The following is a 24,423-nucleotide window of genomic DNA, read 5'->3' as shown; positions in this document are numbered from 1 at the left end:
ATTTCTGTGAAATATTGCCTTCGATTAGTATATCATGTTTTGTTCGGAAAAGCCAAAAAATCCCGGGCGAAAACGGCCCGGGATTTTCATTCACCTGAAAAGGCTTATTGCTCCACCGCGTAAACGCTGACCTTTTTGCGGTCACGGCCAAGACGCTCAAACTTTACATGACCGTCAACCAGGGCAAAGAGGGAATCGTCGGAGCCGATGCCGACGTTCTCACCCGGATGAATATGGGTTCCGCGCTGTTTGACAAGGATGTTTCCGGCAAGTACAAACTGGCCGTCCGCACGCTTCACACCAAGACGTTTGGATTCTGAATCACGGCCGTTCTTGGTGGAACCCATTCCTTTTTTATGCGCAAATAACTGAATATTTATCTTTAGCATTTCCTTACACCTCCGTATAGCTTACATGAATATTTTGAGGATACTGTTCTTCAAGCTCCAGCATATGGAGTTTGAAACCCGCGAGAATGTCGCGGCAGTCTTTCGCCTCATTTGATGAAATTCTGACGAGCATATAACCGTCTTCAACAGTAACCTGGGCATTTGCTCTGACAACTTCCGTAATGGTGTTGGCTGTCATATATGCCGCAGAGGAAACCGCCGCACAGACGATATCCCTGCCCGCTGCCCCGTTGTGACCGCTCAGGGAAAATCCCAGAAGAGCGCCGTCAGGCCGGGTGAAAAATTCTGCACAAATCATGACAATTATGCGTTAATTGCGGTAATCTGTACTTTGGTATAGGGCTGTCTGTGACCCATCTTACGCTTCTCGCTTTTTTTCGCCTTGTAAGTAAAGACCGTGATTTTCTTTCCCTTACCGTTTTTAAGAACCGTACCGGTTACGGTAGCTCCCTCAACATAAGGAGCACCCACTTTGAGTCCGTCGTCGCCGTCAAGTGCAACCACTTTGAAATCGACGGAGGAATTTTCTTCTGCCGCAAGCTTCTCGATATAAATGACATCGTCATTTTGTACCTTGTACTGCTTGCCGCCTGTTTCAATTACTGCAAACATGAATGAAAGGTCCTGCCTTTTCTCTAAACTCGCTATCACCGGGCGGGTTTCCCGCTTATAAAGCCCGTAATATGCGGCTTAACAATATTATCATATTCCGTCAATTTTGTCAATAAACACGGCAAAATTCCTTACTTCTTACGAACGGCCAGTTTTTTTGCAAATTCGGTAAGGTATTCGGCTTCCTTGCCAAAGCAGCCAAGCGCCTCCACGGCCTTCGCGGTCAGCTCGTCGACGGTTTTCGAGGCGTTTTCCAGCCCCATCAGGGAAACATAGGTGCTTTTATTGTTTTCACTGTCGCTGCCGGCCGGTTTCCCCAGCGTCCGGGTATCCCCCGTCACATCCAGGATGTCGTCCACAATTTGAAACGCCAGGCCGATTGCCCGCGCGTAGCTTTCGGCGGCCCGCATCTGTTCGTCGCCGGCCCCGGCAAGGACGCAGCCCATCTGCGCGGACGCCAGAATCAGCGCGCCGGTTTTATTTTCATCCATTTTCTTCAGAGTTTCCAGCGAAATGGCCCGGCCTTCGCTCATCAGGTCAATCACCTGTCCCCCGACCATGCCGTACGCACCGGCGGCGCGGGCAAGATATCCCGCGGCCTTTGCGGCCCTTTCGGCCCCGGCAAGCCGCACGGCTTCCTTGGAGAGCATGGCTTCAAAGGCCATGGTCAGCAGCGCGTCCCCCGCGAGCAGGGCAATATCCTCGCCGAACACCTTGTGGTTGGAAGGGCGTCCGCGGCGCATATCGTCGTCATCCATGCAAGGCAGGTCGTCGTGGATCAGCGAATAGGTGTGGATCATTTCGACCGCACAGGCAAAAGGCAGCGCAGCTTCTTCCTCCCCGCCGCAGAGCCTGCAGAATTCCAGCACCAGAATCGGCCGGATTCGTTTGCCCTCTCCGAGCAGGCTGTAGCGCATGGCGTGGATCAGGTCGGCCTGTATGATTTCTTCCTCGGGAAGGTACTGTGCCAGTTTGGCGTCTATCCTCTCGATCAGGTGTTTTTCCCGCAGATCAAGCATTTTTTTCACCGCCGGATTCTTCGAGTTCGGTGATCTGCCTGATTTTCTGCTCGGCGCCCTCCAACTTGCCGTAGCACAGGGCGGCCAGCGCGGAGCCTTCCTCAAACAGCTTCAGAGAGCTTTCCAGCGACTCATTGCCGTTTTCCAGCCGATCGACGATTTCGCTCAGTTTGATCATGGCTTCTTCAAAGCCCATTTTCTTATTCACCTTTTTCCTCCATGCTGTCCACTACACAGCCCAGCGTTCCTTCGTTTAACAGCACCGAAATCCGTTCACCCGTTTTAACGTCGGAAACACGGGTGACGACATGTCCGTCCTGACCGTAAATAATAGAATATCCCCGGGAAAGCGTTGCCAGCGGGCTTAGGGCATTCAGCCTGCCGCTGACGGAAGAAAGCGCGGACCGGGCATCCGCCGTTTTCCTGCGCATGGATTGATTGAGCCTTACGGCAAGCTGATCCGTACGAATCCGCTCCAGTTCAATCCGATTCAAAGGATCTTTAAAAGAATGGCGGGAGGTCAGCGCGTCCAGATTCTGTTTGAGGCCCGCGAGCTTTTTCTGCATGCTTTGCTTTAGCCGCGACAGGTCGTAGCGAACCGTATACTCCAGCTCCGCGCGGTCGGGCACGGCGAGCTCCGCGGCAGCCGACGGGGTCGGCGCGCGAAGGTCGGCCACAAAGTCGCAGATCGTAAAGTCGGTTTCATGCCCTACGGCGGAAATGACCGGAATTTCGGAGGCGGCTACGGCCCTCGCCACTATTTCCTCGTTAAAGGGCCAGAGGTCTTCCAGCGAACCGCCGCCGCGCCCGAGAATAATCACATCGGCACACAGAAGGCGGCTGAAACGGGCAAGCGCGTCCACAATCTGCGGCGCCGCGCCCTCCCCCTGCACCAGCACGGGACAGAAAACAATTTCAGCCAAAGGGTACCGCCGCGCGAGAATCGAGGTAATATCGTGTACTGCCGCACCGGTAGGCGAGGTAATCACACCGATCCGTTCCGGAAAAGCGGGCAGCGGTTTTTTCCGCTCCGGGGCGAACAGGCCCTCCGCCTCCAGCTTTGCTTTCAGCTGTTCAAAGGCCAGGTTCAGCGCGCCGAGGCCGTCCGGCTGCATATCGTCAATATAAAGCTGATACTGTCCCGTCGCCTCATAGACGCTTACGCGGCCCCGCACAATTACCTTCATGCCGTCCTGTGGCAGAAAGCGGATACGCCGGGCGTTCTGGGCAAACATCACAGCCCGAATCACGCATTTTTCATCCTTGAGGGACAAATAGAAATGTCCGGACTTGTAGTGATTGGTGAAATTGGAAATTTCGCCGCTGACAAAAACATGCGCCAGATTTTCGTCGCCGTCAAATTTGGATTTGATATAAGTATTCAGCTGCGTTACACTCAGCACAACCGGAAAATCCGTCATAAGTCATTATGCCCCCTTTATTGAGGTTAAAACCGCAATTCCCGCCGCGTTGTCCGCTGAAAATTCCGGGGCGGCGAAAGCGGCGCCGTATTTTTCCGTCATCGCGTCACGGATCAGGCTGTTGGACATGACCCCGCCCGCGAACAGCAGGGGAAGCCTGCCGTATTGCTTCAGCAGTTCGGCGGTCATTCCGTCCAGCGCCGCCAAGATCGAGCACAGGCAATAGGCCGCGACCTCTTCTTTCGGCGCTCCTGTTTTCAGCATTCCGGCACATTGGTTTTCCACGCCGGAAAGGGAACAGTCCGCCCCTTTGAGCGACGGCCTGACACGATAGGTTTTATTCGCCCGTAAGGCCAGCTGCTCCAGCGCTTTCCCCGAGGGAAACGGCAGGCCGAGCAGGACGCCCACCCTGTCCACAGCCTGTCCGCCTTTTAAATCCAGAGACTGCGCGATGATCCGCGTACGGAAGATCGTCCGTTCGTCCGGCGTGACGAGAACCGCCTCCGTCGTACCTCCGGAAACATGGAACGCAATGAATTTTTCGTGAAGCAGGTTCAGTTTGCCGGCGGAATACAGCGCGGCGGCAATGTGCCCCGCCTGATGGGAAAACAGATACAGCGGTACCCCCAGCGAAAGCGCAACGGCCTTTGCGGTACCGAGCCCGACCGTAAAGCAGGGCATGTAAGAGCCTTCCAGGTCGCGCGGTCTGTCCGACACCCCTACCGCGCCGACGGAAAGCTTTTTCCGAATCAGCGCTTCCAGCACCTGCGGCAGCTGCTGCACATGGTGGAACACGGCGTCGCTCTGCCGGAGTCCGAGCTCCCCCTGCTTTACGGGCAGAAGCATTTTCTGCTGAGAAATCGTCCCGCCCTGAAAAAGAGCAGCGGAGGTTGTGTAATTGCTGGTGTCGATGCCAAGCGCGTCAATCGGCTCTTTCATGGGATTCCTTCTCACCAAGCTCTTTTGCCACCGAGCCCAGCACGCCGTTGACAAACGGAGCGTCGTCCGCGCCGCCGTATTTTTTCGCAAGGTCGACCGCCTCGTTGATGGAAACACTCACGGGAATGTCCTTCTCAAACATCATTTCGTAGATGGAGAGCTTCATCAGGGCCAGAGCCACCTTGGAAAGGCGGTTCATTTTCCAGCCGCGAATATTTTTTTCGATCCGGGCGTTGAGGGCATCTTCGTTTTCTTCCACGCCGACGGCGACTCTTTCGGCAAAATCATCGACGATAATATCTCTGGACAGGCCGGCCGCGTCAATAATCTGTTCCGTTGGATCGTGGTTGATACTTCTTTCAAAAATCAAGGCAAACGCCTGTTCCCTCGCCTCGTGTCTTTTCATTTTCTTCCTCCGTCTTTTCAGCCGTCTTTCTTCCGTATATGAAAAGAACCCTCCACTGAACTGTGGAGGGTTTTAACCGCTGATTATATTTTCAAACATCCACGGGTACATTATACCACAATCTTTTTCAGAATCAAATATTTTATCTGATGCTACAGCAATTCCATTTCAGCCTGCAAGATAAAACGCGTTCCTTCCCCGCCGAAGGCGGGGAAGGAACGCAACCTTGTTGCAGAATCAACTGGGAATGCTGTAATTTCTCAATAATCAGCAGAAATAAATTTCAGTTTCTCCTGTTGTTTATAGAAAATCAGCATAAACAGAAAGGAATTGAAAATTCTATGTGCGGCAATCAGGTTGTAAAATCCGGGGACGCTATTTTACTTCGACGATTTTAATCTTGTCATACGAGACGCCCGACTGGCCGGAAACAATGTCTTTGATGACAATCGCGTTGTTCTGTGAAGAATCGTTCGTTTTCACCACAACATTGCACTCCGAGTTCTGGAGAAAGACCACGCAGTCCGAAAAGCCCTTTGCCTTGATCAGACTTTCGGCATTGTTCTCCTTCAGAGTATTCTGTGCGATGACAGCCGCCTGTGCGACCGCGTCCTTTTTTGCCGCATCGTTGGATTTCGCGTCGGTCAGAACTTTTTCCAGAAGCTCAACCGCCGTGTCTCTGGCTTTCTGGCGCGACAGGCGCGCCTCACTGAAATAGCTGGCCGCAGGCGCGTTCGCCTGTACGGATGATGATGAGCCGGAAGTCGTCTTGGACGACCCGGATACCGGAGCATCCGCAAGCTGGGCTTCCCCGAATTCATGATCCGCCGTTGAGGTAACCGCGTTGGTGGCGAGCAATTGATTGTCGCCCGAGAACTGCCAGTTTAAATACACCGCCGCACCGAGCGCCACAATCAAAGCCGCAAGAACAAGCTGACGCTTTCCCATAGTCATAGAATAAATTCCCCCCGTTTAAAATTATTTTGCTTTTATAACGCATACCCGCACAGAAGTAATATCCAGCGCTGTTGTCACAGCGGAAATAATATCCTGCTGTACGGCCGGATTGTCGCCGCCGTCACAGACAACGACAACACCCTTTATGATCGGCTGAACCTCAGTTACCGCAAGCGCTTTCTGGGCACCGTCGGCATCCTTGACAAGTATGTAAGTGGTCTCCGTGTTGTCATTCGCCTCGTTTTTGGTGGTGGAACCGTCGGATTTGTCCTCGGTGGTCTGATTGCTTCTTTTTTCCTCGGTAGCATACACATACTGCTTACTCCGTTCAAGCGTTACCAGGACCTTGGCCTCCCCCGCCCCCTGTATCCGGTTCACAATATCCGTCAGGCTGGTTTCCAACTCTTTGGCGTACTGCTCGGCCGTAACCACGGACTGGGACGATACGTCTTTCGTATCGGTGCGGTCATGGTTCAGATAGCCCGAGAGGAAAATCAGGGCGATTCCGATCAAACCGCCGATAATAATGACCTTGCGGTAAAAATCATTGTCCGCCAGCTTAGAGAAAACCGTCTTCTTTTCCTCCTCGAAGCCGCTATCCTTAGCTTTCATCGGAAGATACCTCCATTTTCAGTCCTAACGTTTTTTCCAGATGAGCCGAAGCCTTTTCTCTGTCCTTGCCATACCCTTTTGCCAGAATGACAACCACCTTGTTAATTGATATGCTGCCATCTTCGTTTGTATCCATAATCACATTAACATTTTTGCATTTAATATCGATATTGTTCAACTCCGATACGACTAAGTTCGTAATACTCTCCTGCGCGGCGGCGGAATACTGCTTTTCCACCGTTTTTTCAAGCTGTGAATTGACTGGGCTGTCTGAATCCGTCTGAATGCTCATGGAGATTTCCGGCACGATTTTTGCGAGCGGAACGATCAGCGCGCAGATCACAAAAGCGCCGATGACAAATTTGACCATCCTTTCCATGGAGCCGCTTGGAACAAGCCCCTGCAGCATTGCGGCGACAAGGGCCGCCATGCAGATTGCGGCCGACCATTCCCTGACCGCGTTCATGACCCACCTCCGATAATCAGCAGAATCACGGTGGAAACCATCAGGATCATCATGCAGCACAGAATGATACTGATCAGCGTTTCAATCACGTCCCCCGAAGCCTTCAGCAGCGAGCTGATTTCCTTCAGCTCAAAGATATCGCCGATCCCGATGCAGACCTGAAGGGTCAGCAGCCAGACAAGGCACTGAATAAGAATCGGCAGGAAAACAAAAAGCCCCGCAAGCAGTCCGAACGCACTGACACCGGATTTCAGCATTTTGACGCACCCGTTGATGGTATGGAGCGCCTCCCCCAGCGCGTTGCCCACCACGGGCACAAAGCTGCTGACGACAAACCTTGCCGCGCGGGTCCCCGTTGTATCCAGTGCCGTTGCAACAATGCCGTGCATGGTCAGCAGTCCGGTAAAAATGGTCATACAGAACCCCATAATCCATTTCACGGCCTTGCTGAAGGCTTCGCACAACCCGTTCAGGTTGATGTTCGGGGAAATCGCGGACACGATGGAAAGCGCCAGAAAAATGTTCATCATCGGCACCAGGATATTGGAGGACAGCAGAGAAATCACATTTCCCGCCGCCATCATCAACAGATTGTAGGAACCGGCCGTGGCGGGTTGTCCGGCCACGATCATGATTCCCGCCAGGACCGGAACACAGGCCAGCAGAAACCCGGCGGCCGTTTTGATCACCGCCGCCGCGCTGGAAATACACGACACAATCGGGTTTACAACAATCACACAGATACAGAGCGTGGAAACCATGCCGATGACTCCGCCCAGCGACTTTTCGCCGAAGGAAAGCTTCATCCCGTTCAAAAGCGCGCACAGAAGCATGACCGCGATTACCGAAACGGCCGCCCGGAACGGCTCCCCCGTTTTGCCCGCTACCACGGAAAGGATCTGGTCAAACAGGCTTTTCGGCGTGATGGAGGGAATGCCTTCCCAGTTGGTATCCTCAATTCCCATCTCTTCCAGCGCTTTTCTGGTGTCATTGGGCAGTTTGTCCGCAAGGTCCGCCGCCCCGCTTTCCTGAAGCTGGCGGGAGTAATAATCGTCCTGCTTCGACGCGGCGTGCACCGGCAGGGAAAACGCCGTCATCAGGAGCAGCAGAACGGCTAAGCATACAATTTTTTTCATCCTTATCCACCAATCAATCCTACCGCCGTGCTTGCGATCTTTTCAAAGAGCGGCAGCGACAACACCACAATCGCGATTTTTCCGGCGAGCTCCACTTTCGAAGCCAGCGCGCTTTCCCCCGCGTCCCGGCAGGAATCGGCGGCGAACTGCGCCAGAAAGCAGATTCCAAGGGATTTGAAAAGAATTGCGGCGTACTCCGCGGAAAGTCCTGCCGAGGAAAGCAGGGTATTGATCTGCTGAACCGCGGGGGCAATATTCTCCAGTATCGCAAACAGGATGAGAGCACCGGCGCAGATACTGACGACGACGGAATATTCCTGATGATACCGCCTCAGCATAACCGCAAGAATCGCCGCGATCACTGCAATTCCCGCAACGGCAATCATATTCATGGCTTACAAACCGAATATGGATTTAATAGACTTAAACAGAGCGTCTATTTGCTGGATAATCATCATGAGCACTACGATCAGACCGGCAATAGTCGTCATCATTGCCTGGTCTTCCCTGCCCGAACGAATCAGCAGCTGGTTCAGCACCGCAACGATGATGCCGATCGCAGCAATTTTAAAAATCAAATCCACATCCATTTTTTGATTCCTCCATCCTTAACATAGCAGGAGTGCCGCCGCCATTCCGGAAAACACGCCAAACATTTGATACAGCCTTGATTTTCGTTCCTTTTCGCCCCTTGCCTCTTTCAGGTTCTGGGCCGTGAGCTCATAATAGAGAGCGCAGTGCGAAAGCTGCCCATCGGTATCGCTTACGCCGAAGCCGCTCCCAAAGCCTTTCAGCAATTCCACATCTTTATCGTTAAACCCGCCGCTTTTCGCACAGCCTTTGACCCCGGCCTGCCACGCGGACTGGAAGTCTCCGCTCTTTTGAAAAGAGTCCCCGCACTGCCGCAGAAACTCCAAATCGCTGCCGTGCCTCTGCACGATCTGCTCTACCGGCAGCGCGGAAAAGCGGATTTCCGTCTGTGCGGAGGAAACAAAACGCAGAAACCGTTCGAGCTGCTCCACCCGCACGGCAAGCCTATGCGACTCCATATACCCCGCAAGCGCCCCTGCGGCTATCAGAATCAAAGCGCCCGTCAATTTTAGCAAGCAAATCACCAGCCTTGTAAATTCCTTGTATTTTTCCCGGTTCCCTGTGCCCGTTCAGCATGGCCACACAGCCGAAGGCCCCTGTTTTCAAGAGGCGCACCGCCTGTTTTTTCATCAGGAATTCCTCAATGCTGCCCGCGTGAATGGAGGAAATCATGCTGACGCCCGCGTTCAGGCTCTGCTCCACCGCGGCAACCTCGTCGTTTCCGCCAAGCTCGTCACAGATTATGAATTCCGGAGAAAGACAGCGGACGGCCTGCATGATTCCTTCCGCCTTGGGGTACCCGTCCAGCACGTCGCAGCAGAAGCCAAGGTCGTTCTGCGGTATCCCCAGACAGATACCGGCCAGTTCCCCGCGTTCGTCGACCACGACCACCTTCCGGATATCCCCGCAGGTGCCGCTGGACAGCTGGCGGGCAATGTCGCGCAGGAGGGTGGTTTTTCCGCTTGCGGGCGGGCCGGCAATGAGCAGGCCGGAATGAATCTCCTTTTTCAGGGAATGAAAAATTTCGGCAGCCGATCCGGGAATCTCCCGGGAAACGCGGATGTTGATGGAGGAAATATCCCGGATACCGGTAATTTCACCGTTCTGGAACACTGCGGTTCCGCTGATGCCGACCCGGTGCCCCCCGGCCAGCGTGACAAACCCGTTTTTGATCTCATTCTGATGGCTGTAAATCGAATAGCTGCAGATATTCCGGAAGCATTCCTCAATATCTTCCCTGGTGGAAATCATGGCATCCCTGCCCGGATAGCACGTCAGTCTTCCGGTTTGATTCAAAAAGTAGATTCCGCCCGTACAGCAGATGGAAATTGGTTTATTGACGCGGAGCCTGATCTCCTGCGCCTGTTTTTTAATGTCTCCGGGCAAAAGCGAGAAATGGCCTGCGATTCTGCCGCAGATTGCTTTTGCCGCCGAGTCAAATCTTGGGTCGCTGTAGTTATCCATATCCCTTGTCCTCTCTTTCAATAACATAGATATGGACAACTTGGCCGTGTTAGAACCAAAAAAATAACTCCGCGGGAGGATTTCCCGCGGAGCCGATTTCTCTTTTTATTCCATTGGAAGGCGGAGAGCCGTCCATTTCTGCAGATTCATCTGCTGAAATTCGATTTTCTGCGGATTCTGATCCCGCAGAAAATTTTCCAGATCCTTTTTTAAGGAAGCATCCTTTGTATTCCGGTACAGTTCCAGCGCATAGGGCTTTGCAGCATCCGGAGCGCCGTACATGATACCTACGTCGACCGTTTCCAGCGTCCCGCTTTGGTACCGGCCGATATTATACCTGACAATCCTTCCGTCGATATTTGCGTAGCAGAGGATCAGAAAGCTGACGGCGCAGGTCAGTACGATGCTGCGAGCCAGATTGATCTTTTTAAACCGGGAGACGATAATAAGGACAAAAATCACCGCCAGAACCGCCATGAACCAACTGGTATATACCCGTTTCGGGGTCAGCCCGTAGCGGGCGATATACAGAATCATCTTGCTGAGGGCGGAAGCAATCAGCAGAAGGGTCTCCGTTGAAAGGAAAATATGAATGGCCCTCATCAGGCGGAATTCCCCTTCCTCCCTCCGGATCAGTACGGAGGAAAAAGTGATCACGGCAAAGTTGATCGTCGCGACTTTGCAGAGCTCAAAGAACCCCCGCCGGGCAAATTCCGCAAGCGTCAGCCCGTTCTGCCCCTGCCCCGAAAAGGCGCTGAACAGGGAGGCTGTCTGCGCCCCGAAGAAAATCAGGTACAGAATGCACAGGAGCACGATTCCCGTTACAGCGGCGGCCGTGGGAACGACTCTGCACTTCTCGGAAAATTTAGCGGCTTTCTCAGCCGTAATCGAGTCGGCCCGCCTTTTCTGGATATTGCCGTACAGCAGGCCGAACAGATAGCTTCCCGTCAGAAAGGCCGGAAGAAGCCGGAACAGAAAATTGACGATATGGGTTCCCACGTCGGCGGAAAACTGCTTCACCAAAGCCTGAAATGCCCCGTCCGCCTGCATCAGAAGCGAAAGGACAATCCAGAGAACCGGCAGCGCCGCCAGCGCACCGCCCAGTGAAGCCAGAAGGACCCTGCTTTTCTTGTTTTTCACCGCCGAACGCCGGATGATTTTGGAAGCGCAGCCGAAATTCAAAAACGGGATTTTGAAAAGCTGATTCACCATATCGGGCATAAAACAGGCACCCAGCCTTTCTTCCATCCGGCCCGAGGTCAGTACCGCGACCCAATAGACCGCGCAGCCCATCAAAAACAGAAAGTTGAGAAACTGCAGAGAGACATTGGTGAACAGGGAAAAATTGACGGACGACAGAACCACCAAAGCCAGCCAGAACCAGCTGTTTTTCGGAACGGGTTTTCCACGGTTTTTCAGGTACAGAAGTACCAACGTACAAAACGCGGCGGTAAAGAGGGTCACGCCCAAGCCAAAGCATTCCGGCGTAATCAGCCAGACAAAAAGATAACCGCACACCAGAAACAGCAGTGCAAACAGGGTATCCGTACCGGTAAAAGGAATCGGGATTTCCGATCTTTTAGCGGCGGGAATTTGGCCGTACCCCAGCGTTGAGGGCAAAACAGGCGCACCTGTGGTTACGGGTACCGAAGCGGTCCCGTTTTCTTCAGCGATATTCATAGTAATCTCCTTTATTCCGTATCGGTATATTCCAAAATATCCGCGGGCTGGCACTTCAGTTCACGGCACAAAGCTTCCAGAGTGGAAAAGCGGATTGCCTTCGCCTTATTGTTTTTTAAGATGGATAAATTCGCCGGCGTGATTCCTACCTTTTCCGCAAGATCACCGGAGGTGATTTTCCGCTTCGCCATGACGACGTCTAAATTAATGATAATGGGCATATTTTTCCATCCTTTAAATCGTGAAGTCATTTTCGCTTTTCAGCTCAATCGCCTGCTCAAAGACGTTTTTAATGACACGGATAATCAGCGCAAAGAAAGCGCAGGCTACCGCGACAATAAAAAACGAGGCATAATAAAAGCCCGAACCAAAAGTGATGACGCCAGCGGCGATACAGCTCCAGGAAATAATCCGCAGCATTTTTGTGTTTTCCAGCACAAAAACGCTGCCCACACGGATATTTTTCAGCAGGGTATTCAGGCAGTAAAGCAGGATAAAACCCGGTACCGCGCAAAGATAGATGGTGACGCGAAACGGCAGGTGCAGCGCCTGTATCGCCGGAGCATCCCCAAAATACCAGCTGACAATCGCGGGCGCAGCGCATACGCCCACCGCCAGCAGGACGGCAAACAGTCTGGTACAGAAAATAGAAAGCGTCAACGATTTTGAGTTGTTCCACATACAGCAGAATCCCCCTCCTATGTTTTCCTTTGTATTATATCATATCAATTACTAATTATCAATATTATTTTATTTTTTATCGATATATTTTATTCGTTGTTCAATAATTTTGATGAAATATATTTTGCAGCCAAAGGATTTATTTGCGCTGCTAAAAAAATGACATAAAAAAATCGCGGAACACAAAACGTGCTCCGCGGATTTTAAAGCATTCTATAAAAAGTCACTATTGAATCATCTCATTGAATTCCTCTTCGGAAATGACCGTTATCCCCAGCTGCTGCGCTTTTGTCAGCTTGCTGCCGGCGTCTTCTCCCGCCAATACATAATCGGTCTTTTTAGAAACGCTGCCGGACACCTTCCCGCCCATCTTTTCTATGATGGCGCCCGCCTGCGTCCGGGTCAGGGTCGGGAGCGTTCCCGTCAGCACAAAGGTCTTGCCGTAAAAGCGGTTGTCGTCCACCACTGTTTTACAGAGCATATTGACCCCCGCGTCGCGCAGCCGGCCGATCAGATGCGCCGTATTGTCCAGTGCGAAAAACTGAACGACACTGTCCGCCATTACCCCGCCAAAGCCGTCGATCGCGGCGATTTCTTCCGCCGTAGCATGGAAGATCGCGTCCATATTCCGAAAACAGGAGGAAAGCAGTTTGGCGGCCTTCAGACCGATATGGGGAATTCCGAATGCATAAACCAGCCGGTAAAGGTCGTTTTCCTTCGACCTCTCAATTGCGTCGATCAGATTCTGAGACGATTTTTCACCCTTGCGTTCCAATGACACGATCTGGTCGTGACGCAGAGTATATAAATCCGCAGGAGAGGAAAGCAGTCCCTGCTGAATCAGCTGTTCAAGCACCGCCGGGCCAAGTCCTTCAATGTCCATGGCATCGCGGCTGGAAAAATGGATCATATGGCGCAAAAGCTGCGCCGGACACTCGGGATTGGTGCAGCGCGTAGCCGCCTCACCCTCCTCGCGCGCCACCCTGACCCCGCAGGACGGACATACCTCGGGCATGACATACGGTTCGGAATCCTGCATATGCGATACAACGGAAACAACTTCCGGAATGATTTCCCCGGCTTTTCTCAGGATGACGGTATCACCGATACGGATATCTTTTTCATGGATAAAGTCTTCATTGTGAAGCGTGGCGCGGCTTACCGTCGTTCCCGCCAGCGTGACCGGCTCAAAAACGCCCGTCGGGGTCAAGACGCCGGTACGCCCGACATTGATTTCAATACTGAGCAGTCTGGTTTCCTTCTCTTCCGGCGGATACTTGAACGCTTCCGCCCATTTGGGGAATTTTGAGGTGCTCCCCAAAACATCGCGCTGAACAAAAGAATTGACCTTGATGACGGCGCCGTCGATGGAATAGTCCAGCGAGCCGCGCAGCTCCCCGATCCGGTTGACCTCGTCTATGACCTCCTCCACCGTGGAACAGGAGGTAAAAAAAGGCGGTACGGCAAATCCCAACTCCTTTAAAAAGTTCAGGGCATCATCATGGTTGTGAAGCTCCTCTCCGACCAGCTGCTGCACATTGAACACAAAAATGTCCAGGGTGCGGGAAGCGGTAACCCTGGAATCCTTCTGCCGGAGGGAACCCGCCGCGGCATTGCGCGGATTTTTAAAGGGCTTTTCATCGTTCAGCTCCTGACGCTCGGAAAGGCGGAAAAAGCTCTCATGCGACATATATACCTCACCGCGCACTTCCAGAAACGGCAGCGGCCGGGTCAGCTGTTTCGGTACGGTGCGGATGGTTCTGAGATTATCCGTTACATCCTCTCCAACTGTGCCGTCTCCACGGGTGGAGCCCCTGACAAACTGGCCGTCACGGTACTCCAGCGAAACGGAAAGACCGTCAAATTTCGGCTCAACAATGTAGACCGGGTGGTCCACGGCAGCACGCACCCTGCGGTCAAAATCAATCAGCTCCTGCTCGGAAAAGGAATCGTGCAGGCTTTCCATGGGAACGGTGTGCACGACGGGCTGAAATTTATTCAGGACCTCCGCGCCAACCTTCTGCGTGGGAGAATCGGGAGTGACCAGCTCTGGAAACTGTTCTTCAAGCTGCTGCAGACGGCGGTACATCATATCGTACTCATAGTCGTCGATTTCCGGCGCGTCTTCCGTATAGTACTTTTTATTATGATATTCGATTTGCTTCCTCAGTTCTTTCAGCTGCTTTTTCGCTTCTTTAACATCCATGAAAATCAACCCTCTCGCTACTAATAATAGCAGATTAATTTATGTTTGCAACTACCTGCGGTACATCGCCTACAATGATTGTTTCCGCAACGGGGACATTGGTGTCCACTTCCGTAGTGGTATCAAAACCCGGCAGAAAAGAATACACACTGGTGTGCACATTCAGAATGATCTGATGCTTCGTCTGGTTGATTCCGGCGGACTCAAAGGTGCTTTTGAAGTCCGCGTTCACGTTTCCGGAAAGCGTCAGCCTGAGCGGCACCTTCGGGCCCCAGCCATGAAGCAGATCACTGCCTGTAAGCGTTCCCAAAGGAACGCCTACATCCATATGGCCGTCGTCTCCGATTTCCTTCTGTACATTGGAGATAATGGCAGATTTCAGTTCATTCATCTTTACCATCTGCGTTGTAATCGCCAATATTTTGCCCCTACTGTCCCGTTCCACCGATACCAGATCCTGATAGGTCACCCCGTTTTGGGCCAGCTCTTCGGTTACGGCGTTGTTAATGGTGTCGATGGATTGAATGCGGGCCTGATTGGTCGTAATCGATTTGATGATGGGACGAAAATGGGAATCAATTAATATTATAAACCCCAGACAAAGAATTATGACAATCAGCGATTTCCAGTAAATTCGCGTATGTATACGGTTACCATATCCGAACCTGTGCCACCTTCTCATAGCAACACCTCCCAAGTCTCATACCTTCATAATACTCGGAAGGAATCAAAATGTGAAAGGACAGCAAAAAAGCGCAAAGAAACCTGAGTTCCTTTGCGCCGTTTACGATCGAAAATTATTCGGCAGGTACCTCTTCGACAGCCTGCTCAACAGGTTCGAGCAAAGCTCTGATCGAAAGGCTGACACGCTTTTTGTCAAAATCGATCTCGGTGATTTTGGCTTTTACAACGTCGTTGACCTTCAAAACATCCTGCGGCTTTTCGATTCTGTGATCGGCGATTTGAGAGATATGTATCAAACCGTCGATACCAGGAATAATTCTTGCGAAAGCGCCGAAAGCGGTCATGCCGACAATCGTAACATCGCAGACTGTGCCCACAGGATAATCACGCTTGAGGATTTCCCACGGATTGTCCTCCGCACGCTTGTAGCCAAGGGAAATCTTACCCTTTTCCTGATCGAGTCCCTTGATATAAACCTGAACCGTATCGCCGACATTGACGACCTCGGAAGGGTGCTTGATCCTGCCCCAGGAGAGCTCGGAAATATGGATCATGCCGTCGATGCCGCCCAGATCGACAAACGCGCCGTAAGCGGTCAGAGACTTGACAACACCGGTATATTCCTTGCCTTCCTCCGCGGTTTCCCAGAACTTCTCCGCCTGTGCTTTTCTCTCGTCCTTCAGTACGGAACGGATGGAGCCGACAGCGCGTCTGCGGCCGCGGTTTACTTCGATAATGCGGAATTTGACTTCTTTCTTCAGCAGGTCCTCCAGCGGATCGCCGCGGGAAGCGGTAGCCTGAGAAGCGGGGATAAACACACGTACGCCGTTTGTGACGGCGATGACGCCGCCCTTGATGACCTCGGTGACAATGCCGGTCAGAACAGCTTCGCTTTCCTCAGCTGCGGTAACGGCTTCCCAGCCCTTCGCGGCATCCAGGCGCTTCTTGGAAAGCATGATGGTTCCTTCCTGGTCGTTGGTGCGCATGATGAGAAGATCCATCTCATCGCCTACCTTAACAAGGTCCTCGGGCCGTACGTTGGGATCGGCGGAAAGCTCCGCGGCAGGAATAAAGCCGGCCTGCTTTCTGCCTACGTCGACATAAACTTCGCTGGGAGTAATGCCGACAACTACACCGTGTACCTTTTCATCTGTATTTAAATTCTTTAGGGATTCCTCGAGCATTTCCTCGAAGTTTCCCTCGGCATTATTCTCCATTAAATTTTGACCAGCACCCTCATTGATTTCTGACATGGTATCAAGTACCTCCTTTATAATGCTTGCCGGCGTTGAAGCACCGGCAGTAATGCCAATACATTCGGATTCTTTTAGAACGGACAGCGGCAGCTCGTCCGCTGTTTCTATCAGATAAGTGGTGCAGTTTTTCATGCACACATCACGAAGTTTTGCTGTATTGGAACTTTCCCTGCCGCCGATCACAATCATTGCGTCGCACTGTCTGGACAGAAACTCCGCTTCCGATTGACGCTTAGCAGTCGCATTACATATTGTATCAAAAATTGTTGCATTTGTATATACCCTTTTTAGCATTTCCAAACAATTTTCCCATTCAGAGACGCTGAAAGTCGTCTGAGCAACCACACAGGGAGAATCTTCCCGTGCAACCGGAAAACGTTCCAAAATATTTTGCAGCTCCGCGGCATTTTTGAAAACATAACATTTTCCTGTGCAGTGCCCCCGGATACCCTCTACTTCCGGATGATGGGCATCGCCGGCAATCAGCACCGTTTTTCCCTCAGCGGAAGCTTTTGAAACAATATTGTGTATTTTTGCGACGAAAGGACAGGTTGCGTTCACAAAATCGGCTTTTTTCTCAAGCAGGCTGTCATAAACCGCCTTCGGCACTCCGTGGGAGCGGATGACCATGGTCGAATCCGGAGGTGCCTGATCGGGCGAGTCCACGATTGTCACACCGCGCGAGGCAAGCTGTTCCAAAGTCTGCGGATTGTGAATAATCGGGCCCAGCGTGCAGACCTTCTTCCCCTGATCCAAAAGCCCATTGACCATTTCCACTGCCCTGTTCACGCCGAAACAGAAGCCAGCGGAACGGGCGACGATGATTTTCAATGTTTTTCCTCCAGCATGTTGTTGATTTTTTCCGCGATCGTTCCCGCCGCCGCGCGGAGGGAAACGGACGAATGGTCCTTCAGCCCCAGTTTCTCAAAGGGAATCGGCTCACCAAAACGGACGGTCACCCGGCGAAACGGCCTGATGACGCCGTCGCAGTAAATGGATACCGGCAATACAGGCGCCTGTGCTTTATAGGCAAGCATGGCCACTCCGGCTTTCGGCCGGAACGGCGCGTTGTCAAAGACACATTTCCCCTGCGGGAAAATCCCCAGAATCCCGCCGTCATACAGGATATGCAGAGCGGTCTTCATGGACTGCGCGTCAGCGCTTTCCCTTACAACCGGGAAAGCGCCCATGCGGTACAGCCACCAGCACGCCAGCTTTCCGTGATTTTCAAAAAGTTCGGACTTCGCCATATAACGGACCTGCCGTCTGAAAGGCGCCGCAAGAAAAAGCGGGTCGATCACCGATTTGTGATTGCTGCAAACAATCAGCTTTCCGCTGCCGGGAATATTTTCAACTCCCCTGTACTGTACCCGGTAAATGAGCCGGGCCAGAGGGGCAGCCAGACGAAGACAGAAAAAATACAGCATTCTTTCAGACCCCTGCGGCCAGAAAAGTGTCCAGGTCCCGCTCGCGAAGTTCGGCCATTTTCTCCATCACAAAACGGGAGGCACTGCGATATTCACTGCCGGAGCCGTTTTCAATGCCGAGTTCGTCCGGCTGGATCAGCTTTCCGTACGACACCATGCATTTGTGGAACATTTTCGGCACCCCGCCGTCCTTTGCAGTAATGCAGCACGGCAGAATCGGGGTGTTGTATTTATGGGCAAGCATCACCGCGCCCGACTTCGGCTGAAGAAACTCCCCCGTTTTGGAGCGCGTACCCTCAATAAAGACACCCAGCGCCTGCTCGTTTTCAAGCAGCTCTCCCGCCCGGTTGATCGCTGTTCTATCGCCTCTTCCCCTTTGTACGGGGAAAGCGCCGAGCGAAGAAAGCAGCAGCCCCAACGCTTTGTTTTCAAACAATTCCGCTTTGGACATGAAAAAAATCTGACGCTGCTGTGTAAAAGCCAGCCGGACCGGGTCCGACAGGCTGACATGGTTGCAGCAAACAATCACCCTGCCGTATTCGGGCATATTTTCCCTGTTATTCACCCGATAGGGAATAAAATATTTCAGAAAGCCCTGAACAAAAATCTTGCCAAAATTATAAAGCGGCGTACGTTTCATAGTCTCACCAGTTTCATTTATTATATTGCAGATTTTCTTTAATAATTGCAACCAGCTGTTTCACCGACTGCTCCAGCGTATTGCCCGTAGTGTCCACGATCACGGCGGTTGCAGCGGGGACAAGGGGCGCGACGGCACGGTGCGAATCGTTGTAGTCCCGCGTTTTCAGATCGCTCAGCACATCGTTATAATCCGCATGCTCGCCCTTTTTTATCATTTGCTCGTATCTTCTTCGGGCCCGTTCCTCCGGAGAAGCAGTCAGAAAAATTTTGACCTGCGCGTCCGGCAGCACGACCGTTCCGATATCGCGGCCGTCCATAACCACATCATTGTTCTTTGCGATATCCTTTTGCAGGGAAAATAAGAAATCCCTGACGGCGGGAATTGCCGAAACATTGGACGCCGCCATGGAAACCCCTGCGGTGCGGATCGCGCTGGAAACGTCTTCTCCGCAAAGAATCACCTTCTGCTCCCCGTTTTGAAAGGTCAGCGTAAGATGGACCTGCCGAAGCAGCGGAGTCACGGCACGGGCGTCCGACGTGTCCACTCCCTGTTGCAGCATATAAAGCCCGACGGCACGGTAAAGCGCGCCGGTATCTACGTAAATAAAGCCGATTTCCCTGGCCGCACGGCGGGCGATCGTGCTTTTGCCCGCTCCGGCAGGCCCGTCAATGGCAACTGCAGTCATTCGTTTTCCTCCTGCCTGTTCAGTGAATTTGCCGCAAGGCGGCCGGTGCAAAAAGCGATCTGCAGATTGAAACCCCCGGTGTATGCATCCACATCGAGCACTTCCCCGGCAAAATAAAGTCCCCTGACCAGCTTTGATTCCATGGTTTTGGGATTGATTTCCGAGGTTTTCACTCCGCCGGAAGTGACAATGGCTTCCTCGATCGGCCGGAAACCAGAAATGGAAATTTTAAAGGATTTCAGCAGGCCCGCAAAAGACCTGCGCATTTCCCTCGTGATCTGGTTGCATTTTGTTTCAGCGGGAATCCCGGATTTTTCTACGACGATGGGAATCATTTTACTGGGCAGCAGCGCCGACAGCGAATTTGAAAAGTCCTTGTTATGGTTCAATTCAAAATCGCGCTGAATCCGGGCGTCAAGCTGCTCCGGAGAAAGCGCCGGCTTCAAATCGATCGAAACACAGTAGCGCCCCGGTGACATCTCCCCCATATGGGCGCTCGCGCTCAGAATCATGGGGCCGGAAACGCCGAAATGCGTAAAGAGCATTTCTCCGAAATCCTCATAAATATTTTTTTTCTTTACCGTATCCCACACCTTTATGGCGACATTTTTCAAAGAGAGTCCCATCATCCTGCGGCACTCTTCGCCGTAAGCGGTCAGCGGAACCAGAGAGGGACGCAGCCGGGTCACCGTATGCCCGGCCTGTCTGGCAAGGCGGTAGCCGTCGCCGGTGGAACCGGTCCCGGGATAGGAAGCACCGCCGCAGCAGACCACAACGGAATCGGCCGGAATTTGGGAACCGTTCTGCAATTCCACTCCGAAAACTACATGGTCTTTTAAAATCAGCCGTTTTACCTCGCCGGTTATGACGTCCGCCCTACTGTCCCTCACAAAATCGACCAGCTTATCGACTACGTCGGCCGCTTTGTCCGACTGCGGGAACACCCGGTTTCCTCTCTCCGTTTTGACCGGAAGTCCCAGCTCCTCGAAAAAGCGGATGGTGTCCTGCGGGGAAAACCGGTTGGCGGCGCTATAAAGGAACCGTCCGTTTGATGGAACAGAAGCGATGAAGGTCTGCACGTCGCAGTTGTTGGTGATATTGCATCTGCCCTTTCCCGTAATCATCAGCTTCCGGCCGGGGCGGGTGTTTTTTTCGACCAGGCAGACGCGCAGCCCGTTGCCCGCAGCAGTCCCGGCGGCCATCAGGCCTGCGGCTCCGCCGCCGATAATCAGCGCGTCATAAGGCCGGTTCAATGGATTTATCATCTACCTTTTCATACACTCCGTATTCATCCCAAATATCTTCCAGACGCTTAAACACCTGAGAAACCTCTTCCGACTTCTTCAGCGTGGTCGTAACAATCAGCGCGTTGATCAGGCTGAGCGGCGCCACCAGCGAATCCACAATGGATGCGATATCGCTGCGGGCAAGCAGAAGGTTGTCCGCCTCCATTGCCAGAGGGGACAGCGCGCTGTCCGTAATGGCAACGACCGTAGCACCCCGGTTGTGGGCAAAGTTCAGCGCTTTGACCGCCTTTCTGGAGTACCGGGGGAAGCTGATGCCGATCACAACATCCCGCTTGTCCACGCGGATCATCTGCTCAAAAATCTCACCTTCGCTGGTAGACTGCACCAGAAGGACGTTTTCAAAAATCAGATTGAAGTAATAGGATAAAAAGGTGGCCAGAGCTAAAGAGCTTCTCGCACCTAAAATGTAAATTTTGCGCGCCTTGACAATGGCGTCCACCGAACGGTAGAAGTCCTCGTGCGGCGTTTCCTCCATGGTTCTGCGGATAATATCGATGTCCTGATTGAAAACGGAATCAAGGATATCGTTGTTGCCGATGCGGCTCGCCGTTACTTCCATTCTCTGGACGGAGGTAAGCTTGTTTCGGATCATCTCCTGCATGGCCTGCTGAAGCTCCGGGTACCCAGTGTACCCTATTTCCGTCGCGAAACGGACGACCGTCGACTCGCTGACCCCGACGGTTGCGCCCAGCTTGGAAGCGGTCATAAACGCCACCTTGTCGTAGTGTTCCTCAATATATTTTGCAATCAGCTTTTGCCCTTTTGAAAAGTCGCCCATCCTGTTTTTTATTCTGACGGCTAACAAATTATTCATTCTACCAACTCCTGTTACTCATATTAATTCGAAACGGAATAAAAATCAAGTGCCTTTCTATGTTTTTGCAGGAAGTAATTCCCAGCGATTCATTTTTCTGCCCTTCGCAAAAAAAATTCCCCTTTACAGGGGGAGCATTAGAGTGTGTATGCAAATCGGAAAAACGACGGATATTTCGCTGAGGAGGAGGGACTTCAAGGAAAAAAGCACACGAATACTTTCCGTATTCGGAGCATTTTTGACGACGAAGGAACCCTTCTCAGTAGAAATAGACTATATTTTGGAGTTTGCATACACGCTCTATCATAACCATCTCTTATTTCAGCCATTTGCCGACAAACCGGTGGAATCTCTGAAAATACAGGGCAACGAGGGAGGAAATCGCGTAGTCATACACGGCGAACACAAAATTGCCGGCAACCAGAAAGACCCACGGAAGATAAATCCCGAAAACGGTAAAGCTGTCTTCCGGTACGCCGAGCACCCGGATACTGAGAAAAAATCCCAGGATCATCGCGGCATTAAAAACCGCAAACTTCAGGAAATAAGACAAAACACGGCGGTGCAGCCCTTCAATCTGCGCTTTCAGAATCGGGTAATAGCCGAAAAAAACGACGAACAGCATGGCAGCCTCTTTATCCCCCGCAAGCAGAAGAGAAAGAACCGACGACGCAAGATAGACAGGCCACGCCCAGCCCACACCCAGCTCGACGACGACCACGATGAGTAAAATGCCTGCAAAAGCGGGCAAGGCATAGGTTCCGATGGAAATCAGTCCGGTCAAAAACATCGTCACGGTGCAAAGCGCCGTGATGACTCCGCAAAAGGCCAGACGAATCGTTCTGCTCAAATCGATTCCTCCCCGAACAAAATCAGCAGCAGGGGATCAAATCTCCGCCCATACATTCGCAGCAGCAGTCGGTACAAATCAAGGAAGAGCAGATATCGCACCCGCTGCAGCTGCCGGTGCGCGGCACATTGGGGTTGTACCCTCCATACACGCCGTTGCGCTGATTGGTAACCTGATTCATAGCGGCGCGGTATTCGCCGTTGTAGGGGTCCATCTGGCAGGCCCTGGCAAAATTATTGTAGGCCTCTTCCAGCCAGCCCCTTTTGTACAGCACGGTCCCCTTTAAGAAATACCATTCGGCATTCCTGCTCTCCGACGGAACGCCGTTGAGAATCTGTTCCGCGTCCGCAATGCGGCCCAGCATAATCAGATTCCGCACGTCATTGAAGCCGGAGGAATAGGAATTCCCGTAGCTCTGGCCGGTATAGCCCGTATTTGGCGCCGTATACCCGGCGTAGCCGCCGTTTTTCTGCTGTTTTCTTTGTGCGACAACCGTATCGTAAGCCTCGTTAATTTCTTTCATCTTTTCACCGGCAAGGTCGGCGATCGGACTTCCGGAATAATTATCGGGGTGATATTTTTTGGCAAGTTCGCGGTAAGCGGCTTTTATCTCGTCGTCTGTCGCCGTTGGAGATACTCCCAATACCTTATAAGGATCTGACATGCACTTTCTCCTTCTTAAATAGTAATTCTTTTTGTATTTCCGGCAAGCCCTTCAAAACAACGTTCTGAATGATCTCGCCAAAATGATCCAAATCCAAAATATTCAAAGCGGCCGTCAGTTGGGAAAGCGTCAGGTTCAGAACCTCATTTGCATAGCTTTTCGCCTTTTCCAGTTCCTCCGGACTGCTGGCATCATTTAAGCCGCATTGGATAATAAACGGGTTGAACGACGCTGTTTTCAGATCCTTTTCCATATCGTCCGCGGCGTCAATAATATATACCCAGCGGCCTAAAAAATAACCAAACTGCCGCAAAATCCGTACTTTGGGAGAATCCGGCTCCCCGTCCTCCCCGGCAGATGCCTCGAAAACCTGCTGCAGCATCTTCGCCGTCGGCTCCGCGCAGGAATCAAGGCATGGGTCGGGCGCCTGCTCCGCGGCCTTCTGTTCTTCCATGGAAGCCGAAATAATCGCGTCCAGCCGGGGAAAATCGGCGGCGGCTTTTCTGTGCGCCCGCGCCGCGAGAAGCAGCAGGGCATATGCGCGAAGCTTTCCCCAGAAGCGGGAATCCGCAATATCGTCCCTGATTTTATAGTAAGTCATAATGACGGAAAGGGCTGAAGCAGAGACGAATTCCGGTTCCCCGGAACTGCAGAAGGTGCATTTTTTTAACGGATTGACAACGCAGCGTCCGCTTTGAAAGCCGGGACACTCCGGACGAAACGCAAGCAGCATCAGTGCATAGAAAGTGCAGTCATAGCTTAAAGTAAGACGCGACACCATTCCGTAGCTTTTGCCCAGCTGACGGCACAGGGAACAGTATACCCCCTTGTACTGTTCATACTCACGGACAAGCAGCTCCGATTTTTGCGGTCTTACATAACCAAACACAGAATCATCCTTATAATCATAGCATATTTTAAAGTATTCGTATATTATTTTACTATATCTGACACCATAATTTAATGAACGATATGTAAATTTTATAGATTCCACATTCAAAGGAAAAGAATGGCTGAAATTTTTTCCAATTTTATTTTCAAAACTAATTTTTGCACAAATTCATTCACTTTAAATTGTGCATAATGTATGGTAATATCATTATATAAAGAAAAGAATTCTTTTCTTTGATACTCTTATTTAAGACAGTAAAGAAAAGATCCATCGGCGGGTTATTGTATTTGTCAAAGGCACATGCTATAATTTGCTCAGAAGGAAATCCCATTATTTAGGAGGTTAAGAATATGAAGCTGTACGACATTGATGTGGTAAAACTGATTGAACTCTTGGACAAAGCAAAAGGGAATGTCTACCTGATTACCGAGGACGGAAACACCCTGAATCTGAAGAGCAAGCTCTGCCAGCTGTACGGTGTGCGGGCGCTTTTGGAAAGCGCGAAAAATTCGACGGTTTCAGCCGAACTGAACGTAGAAAATCCGGAAGATGAACTGATGTTTATCAACTATATGATGAGCAAATAAATTTTTACCGATAA

General features: G+C 51.8%; 31 protein-coding genes. 1 reads left to right on the top strand and 30 read right to left on the bottom strand.

Annotated features, from left to right (window positions below; translation table 11 throughout):
• Positions 1 to 104 precede the first annotated feature (104 nt).
• The 30 genes from rpmA to ACRQV7_RS07155 form a co-directional block, all read right to left on the bottom strand.
• The gene (gene rpmA / locus ACRQV7_RS07300) at positions 105 to 389 is read right to left on the bottom strand and encodes a 50S ribosomal protein L27 (protein WP_038323988.1); all 285 of its coding nucleotides are present in this window, start codon (positions 387 to 389) and stop codon (positions 105 to 107) included.
• Positions 390 to 393: 4 nt separating this feature from the next.
• Positions 394 to 708: a ribosomal-processing cysteine protease Prp gene (locus ACRQV7_RS07295; RefSeq protein ID WP_275717818.1), complete on the bottom strand. Its 315-nt coding sequence runs from the start codon at positions 706 to 708 to the stop codon at positions 394 to 396.
• Between the two features lie 5 nt (positions 709 to 713).
• Positions 714 to 1,022: a 50S ribosomal protein L21 gene (rplU, locus tag ACRQV7_RS07290; RefSeq protein WP_038323986.1), complete on the bottom strand. Its 309-nt coding sequence runs from the start codon at positions 1,020 to 1,022 to the stop codon at positions 714 to 716.
• A 131-nt stretch (positions 1,023 to 1,153) separates the two neighbouring features.
• Positions 1,154 to 2,041 (bottom strand): polyprenyl synthetase family protein, encoded by an 888-nt coding sequence (locus tag ACRQV7_RS07285; RefSeq protein ID WP_444660016.1) that lies wholly within the window; start codon positions 2,039 to 2,041, stop codon positions 1,154 to 1,156.
• Complete coding sequence (locus ACRQV7_RS07280; RefSeq protein WP_038323985.1) at positions 2,034 to 2,249, bottom strand: exodeoxyribonuclease VII small subunit; 216 nt, start codon at positions 2,247 to 2,249, stop codon at positions 2,034 to 2,036. The genes ACRQV7_RS07285 and ACRQV7_RS07280 overlap by 8 nt, the downstream gene beginning before the upstream one ends.
• A complete protein-coding gene (gene xseA / locus ACRQV7_RS07275; protein ID WP_444660014.1) occupies positions 2,242 to 3,462 on the bottom strand; it encodes an exodeoxyribonuclease VII large subunit in 1,221 nt (406 codons plus the stop codon). The genes ACRQV7_RS07280 and xseA overlap by 8 nt, the downstream gene beginning before the upstream one ends.
• A gap of 6 nt (positions 3,463 to 3,468) precedes the next feature.
• Positions 3,469 to 4,401 (bottom strand): peptidase M22, encoded by a 933-nt coding sequence (locus ACRQV7_RS07270; RefSeq protein WP_444660012.1) that lies wholly within the window; start codon positions 4,399 to 4,401, stop codon positions 3,469 to 3,471.
• Positions 4,385 to 4,807, bottom strand: coding sequence for a transcription antitermination factor NusB (gene nusB, locus ACRQV7_RS07265; RefSeq protein ID WP_275717814.1), 423 nt, complete (start codon positions 4,805 to 4,807; stop codon positions 4,385 to 4,387). The genes ACRQV7_RS07270 and nusB overlap by 17 nt, the downstream gene beginning before the upstream one ends.
• A 375-nt stretch (positions 4,808 to 5,182) precedes the next feature.
• A complete protein-coding gene (locus ACRQV7_RS07260) occupies positions 5,183 to 5,761 on the bottom strand; it encodes a SpoIIIAH-like family protein (RefSeq protein WP_444660010.1) in 579 nt (192 codons plus the stop codon).
• A 24-nt stretch (positions 5,762 to 5,785) separates the two neighbouring features.
• On the bottom strand, positions 5,786 to 6,376 hold the full coding sequence (locus tag ACRQV7_RS07255; protein ID WP_444660009.1) for a stage III sporulation protein AG: 591 nt from the start codon (positions 6,374 to 6,376) through the stop codon (positions 5,786 to 5,788).
• Entirely contained in the window at positions 6,366 to 6,842 is a 477-nt protein-coding gene (locus tag ACRQV7_RS07250) for a stage III sporulation protein AF (RefSeq protein WP_275717811.1), read from the bottom strand. The genes ACRQV7_RS07255 and ACRQV7_RS07250 overlap by 11 nt, the downstream gene beginning before the upstream one ends.
• Entirely contained in the window at positions 6,839 to 7,978 is a 1,140-nt protein-coding gene (locus tag ACRQV7_RS07245) for a stage III sporulation protein AE (protein WP_444660007.1), read from the bottom strand. Before ACRQV7_RS07245 ends, ACRQV7_RS07250 begins: the two co-directional genes overlap by 4 nt.
• 2 nt (positions 7,979 to 7,980) lie before the next feature.
• Complete coding sequence (locus ACRQV7_RS07240) at positions 7,981 to 8,370, bottom strand: SpoIIIAC/SpoIIIAD family protein (protein ID WP_275717809.1); 390 nt, start codon at positions 8,368 to 8,370, stop codon at positions 7,981 to 7,983.
• Positions 8,371 to 8,373: 3 nt separating this feature from the next.
• Positions 8,374 to 8,568, bottom strand: coding sequence for a stage III sporulation protein AC (gene spoIIIAC / locus ACRQV7_RS07235; RefSeq protein WP_038323975.1), 195 nt, complete (start codon positions 8,566 to 8,568; stop codon positions 8,374 to 8,376).
• 18 nt (positions 8,569 to 8,586) lie between these two features.
• Complete coding sequence (locus ACRQV7_RS07230; RefSeq protein WP_275717808.1) at positions 8,587 to 9,027, bottom strand: stage III sporulation protein AB; 441 nt, start codon at positions 9,025 to 9,027, stop codon at positions 8,587 to 8,589.
• Positions 9,014 to 10,033, bottom strand: a complete 1,020-nt coding sequence (locus ACRQV7_RS07225) for a stage III sporulation protein AA (RefSeq protein ID WP_275717807.1) — start codon at positions 10,031 to 10,033, stop codon at positions 9,014 to 9,016. The genes ACRQV7_RS07230 and ACRQV7_RS07225 overlap by 14 nt, the downstream gene beginning before the upstream one ends.
• A gap of 105 nt (positions 10,034 to 10,138) precedes the next feature.
• Positions 10,139 to 11,713 (bottom strand): DUF4153 domain-containing protein, encoded by a 1,575-nt coding sequence (locus tag ACRQV7_RS07220; protein ID WP_444660005.1) that lies wholly within the window; start codon positions 11,711 to 11,713, stop codon positions 10,139 to 10,141.
• Positions 11,714 to 11,724: 11 nt separating this feature from the next.
• A complete protein-coding gene (locus ACRQV7_RS07215) occupies positions 11,725 to 11,934 on the bottom strand; it encodes a helix-turn-helix domain-containing protein (RefSeq protein WP_275717805.1) in 210 nt (69 codons plus the stop codon).
• 13 nt (positions 11,935 to 11,947) lie between these two features.
• On the bottom strand, positions 11,948 to 12,394 hold the full coding sequence (locus ACRQV7_RS07210) for a DUF2975 domain-containing protein (RefSeq protein WP_444660003.1): 447 nt from the start codon (positions 12,392 to 12,394) through the stop codon (positions 11,948 to 11,950).
• A 226-nt stretch (positions 12,395 to 12,620) separates the two neighbouring features.
• Positions 12,621 to 14,600, bottom strand: a complete 1,980-nt coding sequence (ligA, locus tag ACRQV7_RS07205) for an NAD-dependent DNA ligase LigA (RefSeq protein ID WP_444660002.1) — start codon at positions 14,598 to 14,600, stop codon at positions 12,621 to 12,623.
• A 34-nt stretch (positions 14,601 to 14,634) separates the two neighbouring features.
• Positions 14,635 to 15,282 (bottom strand): sporulation protein YunB, encoded by a 648-nt coding sequence (gene yunB / locus ACRQV7_RS07200; RefSeq protein ID WP_275717802.1) that lies wholly within the window; start codon positions 15,280 to 15,282, stop codon positions 14,635 to 14,637.
• A gap of 115 nt (positions 15,283 to 15,397) precedes the next feature.
• Positions 15,398 to 17,371 carry a bifunctional 4-hydroxy-3-methylbut-2-enyl diphosphate reductase/30S ribosomal protein S1 gene (locus ACRQV7_RS07195; protein WP_444660000.1) on the bottom strand — a complete coding sequence of 658 codons (1,974 nt, stop codon included), beginning with the start codon at positions 17,369 to 17,371 and terminating at the stop codon, positions 15,398 to 15,400.
• Positions 17,368 to 17,967 (bottom strand): lysophospholipid acyltransferase family protein, encoded by a 600-nt coding sequence (locus ACRQV7_RS07190; RefSeq protein ID WP_444659999.1) that lies wholly within the window; start codon positions 17,965 to 17,967, stop codon positions 17,368 to 17,370. The genes ACRQV7_RS07195 and ACRQV7_RS07190 overlap by 4 nt, the downstream gene beginning before the upstream one ends.
• A gap of 4 nt (positions 17,968 to 17,971) precedes the next feature.
• Complete coding sequence (locus ACRQV7_RS07185) at positions 17,972 to 18,607, bottom strand: lysophospholipid acyltransferase family protein (RefSeq protein ID WP_444659998.1); 636 nt, start codon at positions 18,605 to 18,607, stop codon at positions 17,972 to 17,974.
• 13 nt (positions 18,608 to 18,620) lie between these two features.
• Entirely contained in the window at positions 18,621 to 19,295 is a 675-nt protein-coding gene (gene cmk, locus ACRQV7_RS07180; RefSeq protein ID WP_444659997.1) for a (d)CMP kinase, read from the bottom strand.
• Positions 19,292 to 20,560, bottom strand: a complete 1,269-nt coding sequence (locus ACRQV7_RS07175; protein WP_444659995.1) for an NAD(P)/FAD-dependent oxidoreductase — start codon at positions 20,558 to 20,560, stop codon at positions 19,292 to 19,294. The genes cmk and ACRQV7_RS07175 overlap by 4 nt, the downstream gene beginning before the upstream one ends.
• A complete protein-coding gene (locus tag ACRQV7_RS07170; protein ID WP_444659994.1) occupies positions 20,532 to 21,416 on the bottom strand; it encodes a MurR/RpiR family transcriptional regulator in 885 nt (294 codons plus the stop codon). The genes ACRQV7_RS07175 and ACRQV7_RS07170 overlap by 29 nt, the downstream gene beginning before the upstream one ends.
• A 316-nt stretch (positions 21,417 to 21,732) precedes the next feature.
• A complete protein-coding gene (locus tag ACRQV7_RS07165; protein ID WP_444659992.1) occupies positions 21,733 to 22,266 on the bottom strand; it encodes a hypothetical protein in 534 nt (177 codons plus the stop codon).
• Positions 22,267 to 22,288: 22 nt separating this feature from the next.
• Positions 22,289 to 22,930: a DnaJ domain-containing protein gene (locus ACRQV7_RS07160; RefSeq protein WP_444659991.1), complete on the bottom strand. Its 642-nt coding sequence runs from the start codon at positions 22,928 to 22,930 to the stop codon at positions 22,289 to 22,291.
• Positions 22,914 to 23,819, bottom strand: coding sequence for a DUF5685 family protein (locus ACRQV7_RS07155; RefSeq protein ID WP_444645330.1), 906 nt, complete (start codon positions 23,817 to 23,819; stop codon positions 22,914 to 22,916). The genes ACRQV7_RS07160 and ACRQV7_RS07155 overlap by 17 nt, the downstream gene beginning before the upstream one ends.
• Positions 23,820 to 24,172: 353 nt before the next feature.
• Between ACRQV7_RS07155 and ACRQV7_RS07150 the strand changes: the two genes are divergently transcribed.
• Positions 24,173 to 24,409 carry a hypothetical protein gene (locus ACRQV7_RS07150; RefSeq protein WP_141825118.1) on the top strand — a complete coding sequence of 79 codons (237 nt, stop codon included), beginning with the start codon at positions 24,173 to 24,175 and terminating at the stop codon, positions 24,407 to 24,409.
• Positions 24,410 to 24,423 lie beyond the last annotated feature (14 nt).

The sequence above is a fragment of the Caproiciproducens lactatisolvens genome (assembly GCF_052443335.1).
Classification (GTDB): domain Bacteria; phylum Bacillota; class Clostridia; order Oscillospirales; family Acutalibacteraceae; genus Caproiciproducens.
This window is presented reverse-complemented; position numbering and strand designations above follow the sequence as displayed.

What these genes read in the sequence shown, in the direction of transcription:
- ACRQV7_RS07270 (WP_444660012.1), bottom strand. Translation starts at nt 4,401, where the DNA reads ATGAAAGAGCCGATTGACGCGCTTGGCATCGACACCAGCAATTACACA.
- ACRQV7_RS07190 (WP_444659999.1), bottom strand. Translation starts at nt 17,967, where the DNA reads ATGCTGTATTTTTTCTGTCTTCGTCTGGCTGCCCCTCTGGCCCGGCTC.
- ACRQV7_RS07175 (WP_444659995.1), bottom strand. Translation starts at nt 20,560, where the DNA reads ATGATAAATCCATTGAACCGGCCTTATGACGCGCTGATTATCGGCGGC.
- spoIIIAC (WP_038323975.1), bottom strand. Translation starts at nt 8,568, where the DNA reads ATGGATGTGGATTTGATTTTTAAAATTGCTGCGATCGGCATCATCGTT.
- ACRQV7_RS07250 (WP_275717811.1), bottom strand. Translation starts at nt 6,842, where the DNA reads ATGAACGCGGTCAGGGAATGGTCGGCCGCAATCTGCATGGCGGCCCTT.
- ACRQV7_RS07170 (WP_444659994.1), bottom strand. Translation starts at nt 21,416, where the DNA reads ATGAATAATTTGTTAGCCGTCAGAATAAAAAACAGGATGGGCGACTTT.
- xseA (WP_444660014.1), bottom strand. Translation starts at nt 3,462, where the DNA reads ATGACGGATTTTCCGGTTGTGCTGAGTGTAACGCAGCTGAATACTTAT.
- ACRQV7_RS07260 (WP_444660010.1), bottom strand. Translation starts at nt 5,761, where the DNA reads ATGACTATGGGAAAGCGTCAGCTTGTTCTTGCGGCTTTGATTGTGGCG.
- ACRQV7_RS07185 (WP_444659998.1), bottom strand. Translation starts at nt 18,607, where the DNA reads ATGAAACGTACGCCGCTTTATAATTTTGGCAAGATTTTTGTTCAGGGC.
- yunB (WP_275717802.1), bottom strand. Translation starts at nt 15,282, where the DNA reads ATGAGAAGGTGGCACAGGTTCGGATATGGTAACCGTATACATACGCGA.
- ACRQV7_RS07210 (WP_444660003.1), bottom strand. Translation starts at nt 12,394, where the DNA reads ATGTGGAACAACTCAAAATCGTTGACGCTTTCTATTTTCTGTACCAGA.
- ACRQV7_RS07215 (WP_275717805.1), bottom strand. Translation starts at nt 11,934, where the DNA reads ATGCCCATTATCATTAATTTAGACGTCGTCATGGCGAAGCGGAAAATC.
- ACRQV7_RS07225 (WP_275717807.1), bottom strand. Translation starts at nt 10,033, where the DNA reads ATGGATAACTACAGCGACCCAAGATTTGACTCGGCGGCAAAAGCAATC.
- ACRQV7_RS07255 (WP_444660009.1), bottom strand. Translation starts at nt 6,376, where the DNA reads ATGAAAGCTAAGGATAGCGGCTTCGAGGAGGAAAAGAAGACGGTTTTC.
- ACRQV7_RS07245 (WP_444660007.1), bottom strand. Translation starts at nt 7,978, where the DNA reads ATGAAAAAAATTGTATGCTTAGCCGTTCTGCTGCTCCTGATGACGGCG.
- nusB (WP_275717814.1), bottom strand. Translation starts at nt 4,807, where the DNA reads ATGAAAAGACACGAGGCGAGGGAACAGGCGTTTGCCTTGATTTTTGAA.
- cmk (WP_444659997.1), bottom strand. Translation starts at nt 19,295, where the DNA reads ATGACTGCAGTTGCCATTGACGGGCCTGCCGGAGCGGGCAAAAGCACG.
- rplU (WP_038323986.1), bottom strand. Translation starts at nt 1,022, where the DNA reads ATGTTTGCAGTAATTGAAACAGGCGGCAAGCAGTACAAGGTACAAAAT.
- rpmA (WP_038323988.1), bottom strand. Translation starts at nt 389, where the DNA reads ATGCTAAAGATAAATATTCAGTTATTTGCGCATAAAAAAGGAATGGGT.
- ACRQV7_RS07285 (WP_444660016.1), bottom strand. Translation starts at nt 2,041, where the DNA reads ATGCTTGATCTGCGGGAAAAACACCTGATCGAGAGGATAGACGCCAAA.
- ACRQV7_RS07295 (WP_275717818.1), bottom strand. Translation starts at nt 708, where the DNA reads ATGATTTGTGCAGAATTTTTCACCCGGCCTGACGGCGCTCTTCTGGGA.
- ligA (WP_444660002.1), bottom strand. Translation starts at nt 14,600, where the DNA reads ATGGATGTTAAAGAAGCGAAAAAGCAGCTGAAAGAACTGAGGAAGCAA.
- ACRQV7_RS07230 (WP_275717808.1), bottom strand. Translation starts at nt 9,027, where the DNA reads ATGGAGTCGCATAGGCTTGCCGTGCGGGTGGAGCAGCTCGAACGGTTT.
- ACRQV7_RS07220 (WP_444660005.1), bottom strand. Translation starts at nt 11,713, where the DNA reads ATGAATATCGCTGAAGAAAACGGGACCGCTTCGGTACCCGTAACCACA.
- ACRQV7_RS07150 (WP_141825118.1), top strand. Translation starts at nt 24,173, where the DNA reads ATGAAGCTGTACGACATTGATGTGGTAAAACTGATTGAACTCTTGGAC.
- ACRQV7_RS07240 (WP_275717809.1), bottom strand. Translation starts at nt 8,370, where the DNA reads ATGAATATGATTGCCGTTGCGGGAATTGCAGTGATCGCGGCGATTCTT.
- ACRQV7_RS07160 (WP_444659991.1), bottom strand. Translation starts at nt 22,930, where the DNA reads ATGTCAGATCCTTATAAGGTATTGGGAGTATCTCCAACGGCGACAGAC.